A 16,019-nucleotide genomic window follows, 5' to 3' on the forward strand; every position below is an offset into this window, starting at 1 on the left:
AAACCGAGGAGGCCACAGCATGCCCGCCGAGACGACGAACACCGTGACCGAATACCGCGAGCAGGCGGTGGAGGGGGAGCGGGGGGCGCTGGTGGCGGTCCTGTTGATGGTGATCCTCGGGGTGGCCGGCATCTTCGCCGTCTCCTGAGCTCACCGACTCCGCAGGACCGGCGACGGGCGCCCCGGGGAACCGGGACGCCCGTCGGTTCGAGCGGTCAGGGACGGTCGCCCTCGCCGCCGCTGTGCGGCAGCCGCTCGGCCGGGATGACCCCGAGCCGGCCGGCCTGGTAGTCCTCGACCGCCTGGACCAGCTCGGCCCGGGTGTTCATCACGAACGGGCCGTAGTGCGCCACCGGCTCGCGGATCGGCTGGCCGCCCATGATGTAGAGCTCCAGCGCCGGGGTGTTGGCGTCCTGCCGCGCGTCCGCGGTGACCCGCAGCGCGTCGCCCGGACCGTGCACCGCGAGCTGGCCGAGGTGGATCGGCCGCCGGTCGGTGCCCACCGTGCCCCGGCCGGCCAACACGTAGACCAGCGCGTTGAAGTCGGGCCGCCAGGGCAGGTTCAGCTCGGCGCCGGGCTGGAGCGTCACGTGCGCGATGGTGATCGGCGTGTGGGTCGAGCCCGGGCCCCGGTGGCCGGCGACCTCGCCGGCGATCACCCGGACCAGCGCGCCACCGTCGGGCGTGGTCAGCAGTGCCGACTCCCGGCCGCGGATGTCCTGGTAGCGCGGCGGGTTCATCTTCGCCACCCGGGGCAGGTTGACCCAGAGCTGGAGGCCGTGGAAGAGGCCGCCGCTCATCACCAGGTGCTCCGGCGGCGCCTCGATGTGCAGCAGGCCGCGGCCCGCCGTCATCCACTGGGTGTCGCCGTCGGTGATGGTGCCGCCGCCGCCCTGCGAGTCCTGGTGGTCCATGATCCCGTCGATCATGTAGGTCACCGTCTCGAAGCCCCGGTGCGGGTGCCACGGGGTGCCCTTCGGCTCACCCGGCGCGTAGTCGACCTCGCCCATCTGGTCGAGGTGGATGAACGGGTCCAGCTCGGTCAGCGGGACCCCGGCGAAGGCGCGGCGGACCGGGAAGCCCTCGCCCTCGTAGCCGCTCGGCGCGGTGGTCACCCGGCGGACCGGGCGGTAGGTGGTGGACTCGGCGAGCTCCGGCAGGCGGGGCAGGACGAGGACGTCGTCGACGGTGATCGCGGGCATCGCGGGGCTCCTTAGTTGTCGGCCGGGGTGGACGACGCGTCGCGGTCGGCGCCCAGGCGCCGACCGAGCCGTTCGAAGACCCGGGTGAGGCAGGCGACCTCGGCGTCGTCGAGGTCGTCGATCAGGTGGGTGCGCACGGAGCGCAGGTGGTGCGGCGCGGCCTCGCGCAGCGTCAGCAGCCCGGCGGCGGTGAGCACCGCCTCGCTGCCCCGCCGGTCCTCGGGGCAGGACTCCCGGGCCACCAGGCCGCGCTTCTGCATCGAGGAGATCTGGTACGTCAGCCGGCTCGGCGAGAACACCAGCCGGCCCGCCAGCTCGCCCATCCGCAGCCGCTGCCCCGGCGCCTCGGAGAGCAGCACCAGCACGTGGTAGTCGGCGAAGCTCAGCTGGCTGTCGACGCGCAGATCGTCCTCGAGCCGGGTGAACAACCGCTGGCTCGCCTCGATGTACGCCCGCCAGCAGGCCGACCGCTCGGCGTCCAGGCTCTCCGTCATGGCTATGAGAGTAGCACTACTTAAAATTTAAACAAGGGCCTCCGCGCGGTGGTGACCCGTGCGACACCGATGCTTGCGAGCGGCAACTTTCGAATCTGAACTGCGGCCCGGTGGGCTCGGGCCGGTTAGGGTCGGGGGGTGGACGATCTCGACGTGCAGGACTGGCGGGAGCGGGTGGCCCGGCTCTACCTCTCCGACCTCGACCTGGCCGGCTTCCGGGCTGCCCGGGACGAGCTGTTCCGCAGCCACCCCAGCAGCCCGCTGCCGCCCGCCGACCGGCCCGGCTTCACCGGGCTGCGCTGGTTCCCACCCGACCCGGCCGCGGTGGTGGAGGCGCCGCTGCGCCCCGCCTCGGGCACCGAGACCATTGACACCGGCGGTCCCGACGGGGTGGTGCGATACCGGCGGGTGGCCATCGCCGAGACGCCGTGGGGGCCGCTCACCCTGTGGTGGATCGAGGCGTACGGGGGCGGGCTGTTCGTCCCGCTGCGCGACGCCACCTGCGGCAGCGAGGCGTACGGCGGTGGGCGCTACCTGACCGACACGGTGAAGGGGACCTTCGGGCGAGGGCTGACCGTGCTGCCCGGCAACCGGGTCCGGCTCGACGCCAACTACCTCTACAACCCGAGCTGCGCCTACGACGACCGGTGGGCCTGCCCGCTGGCCCCGCCGGAGAACCGGGTCGACGTCCCGATCCGCGCCGGCGAGCGCTCCTACCACTGAACGGCTGACGCCCCGGCGCGACGGTGCGCCGGGGCGTCGGGGATCGACCGGTCAGCGGGCGGTGGCGCCGGTCGGGGTCAGGTGCATCCGGCCGAGCAGCTGCCGGGCCTGGTCGGCCACGTCCGCGTCCACGGTGACCGCGTACTGGCTGGCCCGCAGCGAACTGGCCGAGGTGAAGTCGCGCTGCCCCCCGGTCATGGCGTGGGCCACGGCGCCGAACACGGCGCCCCAGATCGCGCCGATCACCAGGCCCACCAGGATCACCGCGAACCAGTTCCCCGCGGTGAAGATGCCGAAGAGCAACCCGATGAACAGGCCGAACCAGGCGCCGGTGCCCGCACCCAGCAGGGCGGCCCGGCCCGTGGTGAGCCGGCCCATCACGGTCTCGACCAGGGTGAGGTTGGTCCCCACGATCGCGGTCCGCTCCACCGGGAACCGGTTGTCCGCCAGATAGTCCACCACCCGCTGTGCGGACGGATAGTCCGGATACGACCCGATCGTGACGGTCGGTGGGCCGGCCTGCGGCCCGTGTCCGTCCCCGCTCGGCGGCAACGGACGGCCGCTCGGACCGGACGGGAGGTTGTCGCTGCCCGGCATCCCCGGCCGCCAGGCCGCGGTCGGACTCGAGGGATTGGTCATGAGCATCCTCCTTCGTCAACCCGCCGCGTTCCCACCGCCGTCGGGCGGTAACGCGTCGGCCGGGACGGATGGGGCGCGCATGGTGGCCGCCGGGCCGGGTAGCCACCGCCGTGCCGACCGGATGGATCAGCGAGCACGGCTTCCTCGCCGACGGGCACAGCGCGGCCCTGGTGGACCGGGCCGGCTCGATCAACTGGTGGTGTCCGCCCCGCTTCGACGCGCCGTCGGTGTTCGGGCGGCTGCTCGACGACGACGCCGGGCACTGGAGCATCCGGCCCGCGGGCGAGTTCACCAGCACCCGGTCCTATCTGGACGACGCGCTCGTGCTGCGTACCGTCTTCCGCACCGCGACCGGGACGGTGGCCGTCACCGACGCGCTGGCGCTGGAGCCCGGCGCGCGCGGGCACGAGATCGGGCTGCGATCGCCGCGGGTGCTCGCCCGGGTGGTCGAGGGGCTCGCCGGTGAGGTGCCCATGCGGGTCGACTACGCGCCCCGCTTCGAGTACGGCCGGGTCCGCGCCTACCTCACCGACGCCGACGGGGTGATCGGGGCGACGGCCGGCGGATGCCGGCTGGAGTTGCGCGCCAACGTGCCGATGACCTGCCGCGCGGGCGGCGCGTCCGGGCGGTTCACCGCCCGCGCCGGCAGCACCCACCACTTCACCCTGGGGTACGCCCCGACCTACCGCGACGGCGCGCCGGCGCTGCCCGACGCCGACCAGGCGGTGGCGGACACCGTGGCCGGCTGGCGGTCCTGGGCCGGCCTGCACCACTACGACGGCGAATACCGTGACCTGGTACGCCGCAGCGCGATGGTGGTGCAGGGGATGACCTACGGGCCCAGCGGGGCGGTGGTCGCGGCGGCCACCACCTCGCTCCCCGAGGAGGTGTGCGGCGCCCGCAACTACGACTACCGCTTCGTCTGGCTCCGCGACTTCAGCCTCACCCTCCAGGCGCTCTGGCTGGCCGCCTGCCCGGACGAGGCGGATCGGCAGTTCACCTGGGTGGCCCGGGCGATGGGCCGGATCGACGACGAGCCGGTGCCGATCATGTACGGCGTCGAGGGCGAGCGGGACCTCACCGAGCACCGCCTCGACCACCTCGCCGGGTACGCCGGCAGCCGGCCGGTCCTGGTCGGCAACGACGCCTGGCAGCAGCGGCAGATGGACGTGCTGGGCGAGGTCCTCGACGCGGCGTGGCTGATGCGCCACTACCTCGACCCGATGTCGGCCGACGTGCGCTACCTGCTGCACGCCCTGGCTGATCAGGCGGCGCAGGAGTGGCGCCGGCCCGACGCCGGGATGTGGGAGGCGCGCGACGCCGAGCGGCACTACCTGTCGTCCAAGGTGCAGTGCTGGACCGCGCTGGACCGGGCCGTCCGGTTCGGAGCGCGGATCGGCGAACCCGCCGACGTGGCGCGCTGGGCGACCGCCCGGGACGAGGTGCGCGCGGCGGTGCTCGGCCGGGGCTGGAGCGACCGCGTCGGGGCGTACACCGGCGCGTTCGACTCCGACGAGCTGGACGCCTCGGTGCTGATCATGCCGTTGGTCGGCTTCCTGCCCGCCGACCACCCGCGGATGCGCGCCACCATCGACGTGGTCGAGCGCCGGCTGTCCCGCGACGGCCTGCTGCGGCGCTGGAACGACGACCCGGCGGGCTTCGTGATCTGCTCGTTCTGGCTGGCCGCCTGCCTGGCCGAGGCCGGCGAGCTGGGCCGGGCCCGGCGGCTGTTCGCCCAGGTCGCCGCGCACGTCAACGATCTCGGGCTCTACGCCGAGCAGATCGACGAGGCCACCGGCGAGCAGCTGGGCAACTTCCCGCAGGCCTTCTCGCACATCGGCCTGATCAACGCCGCGGGCCGGATCACCGCGGCCGCCGAGCGGCTCCGCGGCCGGACCGACCGATCGGCCGTGCCGGCCGGCGCGGTCACCGCGGAGCGGGCGCGGCCGTCGTCCCGGCCGGCGACGACGCCGAGTACGTGACCGGATCGACCCACCTCATGGACGGTGGCCTGCTGGGGAACCGGGGCCGGGGCGCCTGACGGGGCGCGCCCCCGCGCGACAGCGGGCGCGGTGGCGGGCAGGATCGGGGGATGGAGCTGGTCATCATGGCCGACACGCACGTGCCGAAGCGGGCGCGGGACCTGCCGGCGCCGCTCTGGTCGGCGGTCGAGGCCGCCGACGTGGTGCTGCACGCCGGCGACTGGGTGGACGTGTCCCTGCTGGACGCCCTGGAGGCCCGCTCCCGCCGGCTGGTCGGGGTGTACGGCAACAACGACGGGCCGCCGCTGCGCGCCCGGCTGCCGGAGGTGGCCCGGGTCGAGCTGGCCGGGCTGCGGGTGGCCGTGGTGCACGAGACCGGGCCGAAGACCCGCCGGGAGGAGCGCTGCGCCGCCGCCTTCGGTGACTGCGACCTGCTGGTCTTCGGGCACTCCCACATCCCGTGGGACAGCGTGGCCCCGGGCGGGCTGCGGTTGCTCAACCCCGGCTCACCCACCGACCGGCGGGCCCAGCCGCACGCGACCTACCTGACGGCGCGGGTGGCGGCGGGGCGGCTCGACCGGGTCGAGCTGCACCGCCTGCCCCCGCGCTGACTCACCGGCCGCGGCCGGTCTCGGCCTGGAGCTCGTCGATCCGGCGGGACGCCTCGGCCTTCGTCAGCCCCTCCGGCACCTCCTCGCCGGCCTCCCGGGCCAGGGTGTGCAGGTACGACTCCTGCGCCGCGGTCGGTGGCTCGTCGCCGGTGACCCAGTCGTCCGGGTCCTTGACGGCGGCGTCCGGGTTGACGGGGTCCTTGCTGCCGTTGCTGCGGTCGGCCATGATGATCACCTCTCCTCGAACAGGTGTACCACTACCCCGGTCCCGGGGTCTTCATGCCGGCCGCCGCCTACGATCAGCCGGTGACTGCGGACCGGGCGGGTGTGGTGGTGGTCGGCGCGGGCATCGCCGGGGTGGCCTGCGCCGCCGAGCTGGCCCGGGCCGGCATCCCCATGGAGGTCCGGGAACGGGCCCGGGTGACCGGCGGGCGGATGGCCAGCAAGCGCTTCGCGGGCCGTCCCGTGGATCTGGGCGCCGCCTACTTCACCGTCGACGACTCCGACTTCGCCGCGGTGGTCGAGGGCTGGCGCGCCGCGGGCCTGGCCCGCGAGTGGACCGACACGCTGGTGGCGTACGGGCCGCGGGGGCGCGAGGAGGTGGCCGGCCCGATGCGGTGGGCCGCCCCGCGCGGGCTCCGCTCGCTGGTGGAACACCTGGCCCGGGACCTGCCGGTGGCCCACAACCGCCTGGTCATGACGGTCGAGCCGGGCCCGCGGGTGGACGGGCGGGCGGCCGAGGCGGTGGTGCTGGCCATGCCGGGCCCGCAGGCCGCCCTGCTGCTCGACCCCGCGCTGGCGGCGGCCACCCGGGCGGTGGCGGTCCAGCGCTGGTCCTCGGCGCTGGCCGCGGTGCTGCGCTTCCCCGCGCGCCGCTGGCCGGACTTCCGGGGCGCGTTCGTCAACGGGCACCCGGTGCTGAGCCTGGTCTGCGACGACGGCGACCGGCGTGGCGACGCCGCCCCGGTGCTGGTCGCGCACACCACCCCCGAGTTCGCCGCCGGGCATCTGCTCCAGCCCACCGCCGCCGCCCCGGCCGTCGAGCAGGCCGTCCGCGACCTGTTCGGCCTGCCCGAGCCGGCCGAGCTGACCCACGTGCACCGCTGGACGTACGCGAAGCCGACCGCTGGCGGCGAGGGTGCCTACCACCTGGACGACGACGGCATCGGGCTGGCCGGCGACGCCTTCGGGCGGCCGCGGGTGCAGGGCGCCTGGCGCTCCGGCCGGGACCTGGGCCGGGCCCTGGCCACCCGGCTGCTCGCGGACCGTGGCTGACCGGTCCCACTGCGCGCAGGCGGCCCGTCACCCACGGGTATCGTTCGTCGGGGAGGTGTACGCGCAGTGAACGGCGCCGGCGGTCGGCCGGGAGACGGCGGGACCGGTCTCGACCGGTCGCCGTTCCCGGACGGTGGGCTGCGCCACGACGCCCTGCTCTACACCCACGACCAGGACTACCTCGCCGCCGTCGAAGAGTTCGTCGAGGCCGGGCGGGCCGCCGGCGAGCCGGTGCTGGTCGCCGTGCCCACGCACCGGCTGCCCCTGGTCCGGCCGCTGCTCGACCCGCTCGACGGTGTCGACCTGGCCGACATGGCGGTGATCGGGCGCAACCCGGCGACCATCATCGCGGCCACGCTGCGCGACCTCGTCCACCGGTTCCCCGGCCGCCGGGTCCGGGTGGTCGGGGAGGCGCTCTGGCCGGGCCGGCGGCCGGCCGCGTACCGGCACTGCGTCGAGCACGAGGTGCTGATCAATCTCGGTCTCGCCGACCAGCCGCTCACCGCGCGCTGCCTGTTCGACCGGTCCCGGCTGCCGGCCGGGGCGCTGGCCGACGTCGCCCGGACCCATCCCCGGCTGGTCAGCGGGGGAGTGGCCCGGCCCAGTGCCGGCTACCGGCCGCCCCGGGCGCTGCTGAGCCGGCTGGCCCGCCCGCTGCCTCCGCCGCCCGGCGGCGCGCTCACCGAGCCGGTCCGGCCGGACCGGCTCGCGGCGCTGCGCGCGGCGGTCGCCGCCGTCGCCGAGGCGGCCGGGCTCGCCGCGGAGCGGGTCGACGACCTGCGGATCGCCGTCACCGAGCTGGCCTCCAACGCGCTCACCCACGGCGCCGGACCGGCCGTCGCGCGGTGCTGGGCCGCCGCGGGCGAGCTGGTCTGCGAGGTGACCGGCCCGGGTGAGCTGGCCGATCCCCTGGCCGGCCGGATCCCGCCGCCGCCGGCCAGCGTGCGCGGCCGGGGGCTGCTCCTGGTGCACCGGCTCTGCGACCTGGTGGACGTGCACGTCGCCGACGGGGTGACCACCGTGCGGCTGCGCCTGGAGCTGCCGGCCGCCCGGGTGCCGGCGCCCCGGTCAGCCGCCGACGCCGCCCAGGGCGGGTTCGTCCGTCCGGCCCCGCTCTGAGGGATCCCCGGTCCGTTCGCCCGCCCGGTCCAGCAGCTGCATGACCGGGGTGGCGGCGATCCCGTGCGCCACCACCGAGACCACCACCACCAGGCCGACCGTGGCCCAGACCAGCTCGGCCTGCGGGAACTCCGTCCTGCTGGTGGCGTACGCCAGGTAGTAGAACGAGCCCACGCCGCGGATGCCGAACAGCGAGATCACCCAGTGCTCGGCCGGGCGTCCCGGCGCCCCGCGCAGCGACAGCCAGCCGGCCAGCGGCCGGATCACCAGGACCAGGGCCAGCCCGACCAGCGCCGCCGGCCAGGTCAGCGGGGCGAGCAGGCCGCCGATCACCGCGCCGCCGAAGAGCAGCAGCAACAGCACGGTGAGCAGCCGCTCGACCTGCTCGGCGAAGTCGTGCAGCACGGAGTGGAACTCGTGGGTGCGCTCGGCGGCCCGGATCGCCCGGGCGGCTACGAAGACGGCCAGGAAGCCGTACCCGCCGACCACCTCGACCAGCCCGTACGCCAGGAAGGTCGCGGCGAGGGCGAGGAAGCCCTCAGCGTGCCGGGCCAGCCGCAGCTGGCTCGGGGCCCGGAAGAAGAGCTTGCCGAGCAGCCAGCCGATGAGCAGCCCGCCGCCCACCCCGACGGCGAGCTTGTAGAGCACGTCGACGGCGAGCCAGCGGGCCAGCCAGTCCGCCGGCGCGAGGCTGGTGGTGGCGATCGCGATGGCCGCGTACACGAAGGGAAAGGCCAGTCCGTCGTTCAGCCCGGCCTCGGAGGTGAGCGCGAAGCGCACCTCGTCCTCCGAGTCCTCCACGTCGGTCGGCTCGCCCACCTGCACGTCGGAGGCGAGCACCGGGTCGGTCGGGGCGAGCGCGGCGCCCAGCAGCAGGGCCGCGGCCGGCACCAGGCCGGCCCACCACCAACCGAGCAGCGCCACCGCGACGATGCACAGCGGCATGGCGACGGCCAGCAACCGCCAGGTCGACGCCCAGCGCGCCCAGCTCAACGGCCGGTCGATCTTCAGGCCGGCGCCCATCAGCGCGACGATCACGCCGACCTCGGTGAGGTGGGTGGTCAGCTCCGGCCAGCGCAGCGGGTCCGGGGTCGGCAGCCCGGTGGGCAGCAGGAAGACCAGCATGCCCAGGCAGAGGAAGGCGATCGGCATCGACAGCGGCCGGCGTTCCAGCACCCGGGGCAGGATCCCCGCCAGCAGCGCGCCGACGCCCAGCAGGGCGAACGCGACATCGACCGGTTCCACGGCACCACCCTTCCGCCGCGCACCGTGCGGGCAGGTGGTCACCAGTGCCCCGTAGCGGGGTGGGCTATGCCTCCGTGTCCGTCTTCTCCCCGGTGGGACCGGTCACCGTGTCACCGGCCCGGCCCGGGGCGCGAACCGACCTCGCCGGATCGGTGAGGGTGGCGATGGCGCTGTCGGCCAGGCCGTCCAGCAGGCCGGCCGGGTCGTCGTAGACGGCCACCGCGCCGGAGCCCGCCAGCTCGCCGCGGCTGGTGCCGCCGCAGGTCAGGCCGATGCACGGGACGTCCAGCTTGCCGGCGGCGGCGACGTCCCAGACCGAGTCGCCGACGAACACCACCCGCTCGGCGGCCAGGCCCGACTGGGCCAGCGCGGCCTCCAGGATGTCCGGCGCCGGCTTGCTCTCCTTCGCGTCGGCCGAGGAGGTGACCGTGTCGATCACGTCGTCCGCGTCGAGGGCGGCCCGGAGGGCGGCCACCTCGTGCTCGGCCGCCGAGGTGGCCAGCACCACCCGCAGCCCGCGGGCAGCGCAGGCGCGCAGCAGGTCCACCGCCCGGGGCAGCGGCGCCAGCCGCTCCCAGTACTCGGCGTACAGGGCGTCGTGCGTGTCGCGCAGCTTGCCGTCCGCGTCCCGGTCCCGCTCGGCGCCGAGCAGGTGGTCGAGGAGCTTGTCCGAACCCATCCCGATGGCCCGGTGGATCCGCGCCATCGGCACCCGGTGGTCACCCTGGCGGAGCGCCTCCCACCAGCTCACCGTGTGCAGATACGTGGTGTCGACCAGGGTGCCGTCCACGTCGAAGAGGACGCCGCAGCGGTTGTCGTCAGGCATGGCTCCCCTTCTACCCGCCCGGGCCGGCGCCGACGCGCGACTCACCCGGCGGGGATGAGGATTTCGAACCAGACCGTCGAGCCGCGCACCGTGGGGTCGGTGCCCCAGGCGTCGCTCAGCTCCTCGATCAGCCCGAGCCCGCGCCCGCGGCTGCTCAGCGTGTCGGTCTGCGCCCGGGTCACCTGCCCGCGGGTGCCGGAGTCAGCGACCGAGACAAGCAGCCGCTCGGCGCTCAGGTCGATCTCGACCCGGGCGGCGGTGCCGGCGTGCAGCAGGGCATTGGTGGTCAGCTCGCTGGTGCAGAGCACCGCCGCGCCGACCACCGCCTCGGGCACCTGCCAGTCGGTGAGCTGGGCGGTCATCCAGTGCCGGACCCGGCTCGGCGCGGTCGGCTCCGCCGGCACCTCCATGCTGGCCGACCGGCTCGGCTTCACCGCGTGCTCCACCGCCAGCACGGCCACGTCGTCCTCGGTGGCGCCCGGCACGGCGGCGGTCGCCACCGCGCAGAGCGCCCGCGGGTCGCCGCTGCTCGCGGCGGTCACCGCCGTGCCGAGCCCGGCCAGCCCGGCGGTGAGGTCCTGCCAGCGCCGCTCGACCACCCCGTCACTGAACAGCAGCAGGGTGTCGCCGGGGCGGAACGGCACGGTGACCGTCCGTGGACGGCCGCCCAGGCCCAGCGGCGGTGCGGGCGGCACCTCGACGTACTCGGCGACCGGCTCGCCCTCGGGCGGGCAGCGCCGGATCAGCGGCGCGGGGTGGCCGGCGCTGGCCAGCGTGATCCGCTCCCGGTCGGCCTCGACCACCCCGAACACCACGGTGACGAAGAGTTCGTGGGTGCCGCCCTCGACGCCCAGGCTGGCGACCAGCCGGTCCAGCCCGCCGAGCACCGTGTCCGGCCGGGGGTCGGAGAGGGCCAGCGCGCGCAGCGCGGCGCGTACCTGGCCCATCCGGGCGGCGGCCTGCACGTCGTGCCCGGCCACGTCGCCGAGCACCACGCCGAGCGCGCCGGTGGGCAGCACGAACGCGTCGTAGAAGTCGCCGCCGGCCGCGTTGCCGTCGACGCCGGGGTCGTAGCGGGCGGCGATCCGCAGCCGGGGCAGGTCGGGCAGCTGCTCCGGGAGCATGCTGCGTTGCAGCAGCTGGGCGGTGCCGTGCTGGGTCTCGAAGCGGCGGGCCCGCTCGGCGGCCTGGCCGACCAGCTCCGCCGAGGCGGCGAGCAGCGCCCGCTCCGCGGGCGACCACGGGTGCGCGGCCTGGTAGCCGACGGTGAGCGCGCCGCGGATCACCGTCGAGCGCAGCGGCAGCGAGGCGAGCGCCCGGATCTTCTCGTCGTGCCGGTCCGCCGCGGTGTCCCGCAGCGGCTGGCCGTCGGAGACGAAGGACGACACGCCGCTGCGCGCGGTGACCACGATCGGGACGGCCGAGTCGGCGGGCTGCCGCCGCCACAGCGGCGGCAGCCGCTCGTCGGCCTCGTCCAGCAGCTCACCCCGGACCCGGCGGACCATCCGCCAGGCGGAGCCCTCGTCGACCAGGAACGAGACCCGGTCGGCGTCGAAGGAGTGCAGGCAGTAGCGCAGCGTGACCCGGGCGACGTCGTCCAGGGTGAGGGTGCCGGAGAGCGCGGCCGCGAAGTCGCTCAGGCTCTGCAACTGCCGGGTGACCTGGGTGGTCTGGGCGGCCACGGTGAGCACGCCGATGATCCGGCCGGTGGAGTCGCGGACCGGGGAGTAGCCGCGGGTGAACACCGCCGGCTCGGCGGGACCGGCGCCGTGCCGGTCGACCGGCAGCACCGCCTCCCGCTCCAGGTAGGGCTCGCCCCGCCGGTAGACCCGGCTGACCACCTCGCCGGCGACCGGGTCGTGCCAGAGGTCGGCGAACACCTCGGCCGCCGGCCGGCCGAGCGCCGCCGGGTGCCGCTCGCCGATCAGCTCCGCGTACCCGTCGTTGTAGAGCAGGACCAGGTCCTCGCCGTACAGCAGCGCCATCGGCACCGGCGAGGCCAGCACCAGGTCGACCACGGCGCGTACCGCCGGGTCCCAGCCCTCCGGTGGACCGAGCGGTGTGTCCGCCCACGGGTGGGCCAGGACGATGGCCGCGCCCGACCCGGTGGCGCCCGACCCGGCGGGCGCTCCCGGGGTGGGGGCAGATGGCGTGGGGACCCGCCCGAGGGTGCCTGGCATGACCGCAGCCTAACCGGAGCCTGGCTGTCAGGTTTCCATCAGCCGCGCGCGTCGACCGCCGGCCGGTCCCAGAGCGGGTGCCAGGGCAGGTCACGGCCGGTTCGGTCGGGCATGTCGGGAAATTGGCGGGGTCGGCCCGGCGTGCTGCCGAAACCACCGGGTATGCGGGCGGCGCAGTTCACGCGACAGGAGGGACAACATGCCGAAAACCCTCGCGGTCGGGCAGGCCGACATCGGTGACGCCCTGACCGATTTCTGGAGGTCGGTGCTGCTCTTCATCCCGAGGGCCATCGCGTTCATCGCGATCCTCGTGGTGGGCTGGCTCATCGCCCGAGCCGTCCTCAAAATCGTGGACGCGGCACTGGAACGGGTGGGGTTCGACCGGGCCGTCGAACGCGGCGGCATCAAACGCGCGCTCGAACGCACCAGGTACGACGCCAGCGACATCCTGGCCAAGTTGGCCTACTACGCGGTCCTGCTGTTCACCCTGCAGTTCGCCTTCGGGGTGTGGGGACCCAACGCGATCAGTGACCTGATCCGCGGCATCGTCTCGTGGCTGCCGCGGGCCTTCGTGGCGATCATCATCGTGGTCATCGCCGCGGCCATCGCCAACGCGGTCCGGGACCTCGTCTCGGGCGCGCTCGGCGGGCTCTCGTACGGCCGGGTGCTGGCCGACCTGGCGGCGGTCTTCATCCTGGCGCTCGGCGTGATCGCCGCGCTGAACCAGGTGGGCATCGCCACCACGGTCACCACGCCGGTGCTCATCGCGTTCCTGGGCACGATCGCCGGCATCCTGGTGGTCGGCGTCGGGGGTGGTCTCATCAAGCCGATGCAGGCCCGCTGGGACGGGTGGCTCAACCGGGCCGCCGAGGAGTCCCGGGCGTTCAAGGAGCAGCGCCAGGCGCAGGGTGCCGGTCGCAGCGACTACGAGCGGCAGATGGCCGACCGGGGCGGCCAGCCCACCCCGGTCATGCCGCAGTCGTCGATGTCCGGCGCGCAGGGCACGTACCAGTCCGGCAACGTGGGCGACGAGACCCAGCAGTTCCGCCGGCCGAACGGCTGAGGAGAACAGGGCGAGGAGGGTGTCCGCGGGCGATCGCGGGCGCCCTCCGCCGTGTCTCAGGCCAGGTCGCGGGGGTCCAGCGCGCGGGTCAGCAGGCAGACCGCGAGCAGGCGGGTGAGCAGCCAGTCCGGCTCCGACCAGTCGATCGGCTCGACCGGCGGCTGCCAGCCGTTCTCCCGCGCCGCGTCGCGCACCCCCTCGGCGTAGCCGGCGAGCGCCGCCACGGTCAGTGGGCGGCGGTCGCCGTCCAGGCTGTCGCGGACGGCCGCGGCGTGCTGGTCGACCGCGGCCAGCAGGCCGGGGTTGGCGGCGGCCGCGGCCAGGCCGGCGGTGCCGACGGCAGCGGTGAGCGTGGTGAGGCTGGACCTCGCGGCCACCGCCGCGGAACGGGTCGCCACCCGGTTGTTCGGCACGCGCATGGTGACCGAGGCTAGTCCCGCCGCGAGCGGGCCGACCTCGGCCGACCGGCCGATGCCCGGGTCGGCCGGGCGACGGCCGGCCTCGCCCGCCGGGATTGAGCGGCGCGTCCGGGGGCAGAAGGGAAACCGCGCAGACCGCGCAGCCGACCCCGCGGAGGAACGGAATGGGACAGCAGGTCGACGGACCGGACCAGGCGCACCGCCGGCCGGCGGGCGTGAGTGACGCCACGGTCGAGGCCCTGGGCAAGCTCAGCGAGGCGCTGGAGTGCGTCGAGCGGGTCCGCGGGCACCTCTACTCGCTGCACCAGCTGATCGGGCACGCCGACCTGATGCTCGACGACGCCGTGGCGCTGTTCCGCTCCGCCGGGCACCCGCAGCTCGCCGAGCGGATCGAGAAGGACCTGCTCGGACGCAACGTCATCGCGGGACGCTGGACCTTCCAGATCGTCGAGGACTTCGACGACGGGTACTACGCGCTCTTCCGGGAGCTGGACCGGGAGGCCCGCGACGAGCTGGTCGGTGGCCGGCGGCACCTCTACGAGGCGGAGATGAAGGAGCGCCGCCGCAGCCAGGGGCGGCCGGGGCACGAGGCGCGCCCCGCCGAGGGCTGATCAGTCCGAGGAGCGGGCCTGTGCCGGGCGGCGGCGTGCGCCGTCGTCGGCGATGATCACGGTCGCCACCATGAGCGCCACCACGAGGCTGAACAGCCAGGAGCTGTCGTCGACCAGTTTGGCGGCGACGGGCGCCTGGATCGCGGCGAGCAGGAAGCCGAGCCACGCCAGGCGGCGCTGACGCTGGGAGAGGAAACCGGAGCCCTGTTGCATCCCGAAAGTCTTACGCGGGGTGGGGGCATCGCCGTCAGCCGTTCGGCCGATTCTGGATGGGCTGTCCGTTTTACCGGCCGTCCGTATCTTCCTTTTTGTCCTTTCGGCTGAGCATCAGGTCACCGCCGCCGCACCCGGTCCGCCGGCACGGGTGCGGGCTGGGCAGGATGGGCTCTCGTGTCCCGCGCCCCCGCCCCGCCCCGCCCGGCCCTGCTGCTCCTGGCCTACCTCGCCTTCGTCAGCCTGGGGCTGCCCGACGGCCTGATCGGGGTCGGCTGGCCGTCGATCCGGCTGGACCTGGACGTGCCGACCGAGGCGGTCGGGGTGGTCCTCACCGCGGGCACGGTGGCCTACCTGACCTCCAGCGTGCTCGCCGGGTTCACCCTGGCCCGGCTCGGCGTCGGCTGGCTGCTCGCCGGCAGCACCCTGCTGGCCGGCGTCGCCCTGACCGGGTACGCGTCCACCCCCGCGCTCGCCGTCATGGTCGGCTTCGCGCTGGTGCTCGGGCTCGGCTCCGGGGCGATCGACGCCGGGCTCAACGCGTACGCGGCCGCCGCCTTCGGCCCCCGGCACATGAACTGGATGCACGCGTTCTTCGGGCTCGGCGTGGCGATCGGGCCCCTGATCATGACCGGGGTGCTCGGTGCCGGACTGAGCTGGCGGTGGGGGTACGCCCTGGTGGCCGCCGCCCAGCTCGCCCTGGCCACCGCGTTCGCGCTCACCGTGCGGCTGTGGCGGGGCGGCCCGCCGGCCGGCGCGACCCTGCCGCCCGACCCGATCGCCCCACAGGTGGTGCCCGGCGAGCCCGCCGGCGCGGCTGCGCGGCGGGCCTCGATCGGCGCGACGCTGCGGCTGCCGGCCGTCTGGCTCGGCGGGGCCGCCTTCGCCGTCTACGTGGCGATCGAGGTGTCCACCGGGCTCTGGGCGTTCCTGCTGCTCACCGAGGGGCGCGGGCTCTCCGCCGCGGTCGCCGGGCTCTGCGTCTCCGGCTACTGGGGCAGCCTCTTCGTGGGACGGGTGGTGCAGGGGGTGGTGGCGGAGCGTCTCGGCACCGCCCGGGTGCTGCGGGGCAGCCTGCTCGGCATGGCCGGTGGAGCGGTGCTGATCGCGCTGCCCGCCCCGGGCTGGGTCACCGTCGCCGGCCTGCTGGTGGTGGGCTTCGCGGCGGCACCGGTCTTCCCGCTGCTCACCCTGACCACCGCGGAACGGGTGGGCCGCGACCACGCGGACCGGGCCATCGGCCTCCAGATCGGCGCGGCCGGCCTCGGCGCCGCCCTGGTGCCGGCCGCGGTGGGGGTGCTGCTGGCCCGGGTCTCGGTGGCCACGCTCGGCCCGACGCTGGTGGCGCTCGCGTTGGCGCTCATCGCCCTGCACGCCGCCGGCGCCCGCCGGGGCCGCCCGGATTCCTGAGCGACCG

At 75.2% G+C, this 16,019-nt stretch carries 18 protein-coding genes and 1 pseudogene; 10 read left to right on the plus strand and 9 right to left on the minus strand.

Annotated features, from left to right (window positions below):
• Positions 1–19 precede the first annotated feature (19 nt).
• The gene (locus AC0OLQ_RS11690; protein ID WP_255509960.1) at positions 20–148 is read left to right on the plus strand and encodes a hypothetical protein; all 129 of its coding nucleotides are present in this window, start codon (positions 20–22) and stop codon (positions 146–148) included.
• Positions 149–215: 67 nt separating this feature from the next.
• Here the strand turns inward: AC0OLQ_RS11690 and AC0OLQ_RS11695 are convergent, their stop codons facing one another.
• Together AC0OLQ_RS11695 and AC0OLQ_RS11700 are read right to left on the minus strand one after the other, a co-directional pair.
• The gene (locus tag AC0OLQ_RS11695; RefSeq protein ID WP_484531338.1) at positions 216–1,202 is read right to left on the minus strand and encodes a pirin family protein; all 987 of its coding nucleotides are present in this window, start codon (positions 1,200–1,202) and stop codon (positions 216–218) included.
• An 11-nt stretch (positions 1,203–1,213) separates the two neighbouring features.
• On the minus strand, positions 1,214–1,696 hold the full coding sequence (locus AC0OLQ_RS11700; protein WP_357333024.1) for a MarR family winged helix-turn-helix transcriptional regulator: 483 nt from the start codon (positions 1,694–1,696) through the stop codon (positions 1,214–1,216).
• Positions 1,697–1,834: 138 nt separating this feature from the next.
• Between AC0OLQ_RS11700 and AC0OLQ_RS11705 the strand changes: the two genes are divergently transcribed.
• Positions 1,835–2,419: a DUF1684 domain-containing protein gene (locus tag AC0OLQ_RS11705; RefSeq protein WP_357333023.1), complete on the plus strand. Its 585-nt coding sequence runs from the start codon at positions 1,835–1,837 to the stop codon at positions 2,417–2,419.
• Between the two features lie 51 nt (positions 2,420–2,470).
• Here AC0OLQ_RS11705 and AC0OLQ_RS11710 read toward each other — a convergent pair whose 3' ends face one another.
• Complete coding sequence (locus AC0OLQ_RS11710) at positions 2,471–3,058, minus strand: YflT domain-containing protein (protein WP_484531339.1); 588 nt, start codon at positions 3,056–3,058, stop codon at positions 2,471–2,473.
• Between the two features lie 110 nt (positions 3,059–3,168).
• Here AC0OLQ_RS11710 and AC0OLQ_RS11715 point away from each other — a divergent pair, with 110 nt between their 5' ends.
• From AC0OLQ_RS11715 to AC0OLQ_RS11725, 3 genes and pseudogenes are all read left to right on the plus strand, one after another.
• Positions 3,169–5,040 carry a glycoside hydrolase family 15 protein gene (locus AC0OLQ_RS11715; protein WP_484531340.1) on the plus strand — a complete coding sequence of 624 codons (1,872 nt, stop codon included), beginning with the start codon at positions 3,169–3,171 and terminating at the stop codon, positions 5,038–5,040.
• Positions 4,995–5,099 (plus strand): annotated as a pseudogene (locus tag AC0OLQ_RS11720) (short-chain dehydrogenase); the annotation flags it as partial. The gene AC0OLQ_RS11715 and the pseudogene AC0OLQ_RS11720, both read left to right, overlap by 46 nt.
• Positions 5,100–5,150: 51 nt before the next feature.
• The gene (locus tag AC0OLQ_RS11725; protein WP_484531341.1) at positions 5,151–5,651 is read left to right on the plus strand and encodes a metallophosphoesterase family protein; all 501 of its coding nucleotides are present in this window, start codon (positions 5,151–5,153) and stop codon (positions 5,649–5,651) included.
• A gap of 1 nt (position 5,652) precedes the next feature.
• Here AC0OLQ_RS11725 and AC0OLQ_RS11730 read toward each other — a convergent pair whose 3' ends face one another.
• Complete coding sequence (locus AC0OLQ_RS11730) at positions 5,653–5,877, minus strand: DUF3072 domain-containing protein (RefSeq protein ID WP_148426973.1); 225 nt, start codon at positions 5,875–5,877, stop codon at positions 5,653–5,655.
• A 101-nt stretch (positions 5,878–5,978) separates the two neighbouring features.
• On the opposite strand from AC0OLQ_RS11730, the gene AC0OLQ_RS11735 reads away from it, so the two are divergent.
• Positions 5,979–6,926 carry an NAD(P)/FAD-dependent oxidoreductase gene (locus tag AC0OLQ_RS11735; protein ID WP_484532328.1) on the plus strand — a complete coding sequence of 316 codons (948 nt, stop codon included), beginning with the start codon at positions 5,979–5,981 and terminating at the stop codon, positions 6,924–6,926.
• A gap of 66 nt (positions 6,927–6,992) precedes the next feature.
• Positions 6,993–8,045 (plus strand): anti-sigma factor RsbA family regulatory protein, encoded by a 1,053-nt coding sequence (locus AC0OLQ_RS11740; RefSeq protein ID WP_484531342.1) that lies wholly within the window; start codon positions 6,993–6,995, stop codon positions 8,043–8,045.
• Here the strand turns inward: AC0OLQ_RS11740 and AC0OLQ_RS11745 are convergent.
• From AC0OLQ_RS11745 to AC0OLQ_RS11755, 3 genes are all read right to left on the minus strand, one after another.
• On the minus strand, positions 7,995–9,290 hold the full coding sequence (locus AC0OLQ_RS11745; RefSeq protein ID WP_484531343.1) for a cation:proton antiporter: 1,296 nt from the start codon (positions 9,288–9,290) through the stop codon (positions 7,995–7,997). The genes AC0OLQ_RS11740 and AC0OLQ_RS11745 overlap by 51 nt on opposite strands.
• Positions 9,291–9,354: 64 nt before the next feature.
• Positions 9,355–10,116 (minus strand): HAD family hydrolase, encoded by a 762-nt coding sequence (locus AC0OLQ_RS11750; RefSeq protein ID WP_484531344.1) that lies wholly within the window; start codon positions 10,114–10,116, stop codon positions 9,355–9,357.
• Positions 10,117–10,157: 41 nt separating this feature from the next.
• A complete protein-coding gene (locus AC0OLQ_RS11755; protein WP_484531345.1) occupies positions 10,158–12,296 on the minus strand; it encodes a SpoIIE family protein phosphatase in 2,139 nt (712 codons plus the stop codon).
• 199 nt (positions 12,297–12,495) lie between these two features.
• Between AC0OLQ_RS11755 and AC0OLQ_RS11760 the strand changes: the two genes are divergently transcribed.
• Positions 12,496–13,359, plus strand: coding sequence for a membrane protein (locus AC0OLQ_RS11760; protein ID WP_484531346.1), 864 nt, complete (start codon positions 12,496–12,498; stop codon positions 13,357–13,359).
• A 56-nt stretch (positions 13,360–13,415) separates the two neighbouring features.
• On the opposite strand, the gene AC0OLQ_RS11765 is transcribed toward AC0OLQ_RS11760, so the two are convergent.
• The gene (locus tag AC0OLQ_RS11765) at positions 13,416–13,778 is read right to left on the minus strand and encodes a DUF6401 family natural product biosynthesis protein (protein ID WP_357333014.1); all 363 of its coding nucleotides are present in this window, start codon (positions 13,776–13,778) and stop codon (positions 13,416–13,418) included.
• A 164-nt stretch (positions 13,779–13,942) separates the two neighbouring features.
• Between AC0OLQ_RS11765 and AC0OLQ_RS11770 the strand changes: the two genes are divergently transcribed.
• Positions 13,943–14,389 (plus strand): hypothetical protein, encoded by a 447-nt coding sequence (locus tag AC0OLQ_RS11770; protein WP_484531347.1) that lies wholly within the window; start codon positions 13,943–13,945, stop codon positions 14,387–14,389.
• Here AC0OLQ_RS11770 and AC0OLQ_RS11775 read toward each other — a convergent pair whose 3' ends face one another.
• On the minus strand, positions 14,390–14,602 hold the full coding sequence (locus AC0OLQ_RS11775) for a hypothetical protein (protein ID WP_357333012.1): 213 nt from the start codon (positions 14,600–14,602) through the stop codon (positions 14,390–14,392).
• A 177-nt stretch (positions 14,603–14,779) separates the two neighbouring features.
• On the opposite strand from AC0OLQ_RS11775, the gene AC0OLQ_RS11780 reads away from it, so the two are divergent.
• Positions 14,780–16,012, plus strand: a complete 1,233-nt coding sequence (locus AC0OLQ_RS11780; protein WP_484531348.1) for an MFS transporter — start codon at positions 14,780–14,782, stop codon at positions 16,010–16,012.
• Positions 16,013–16,019 lie beyond the last annotated feature (7 nt).

This window comes from Micromonospora sp. Utrum1 (genome assembly GCF_057197805.1).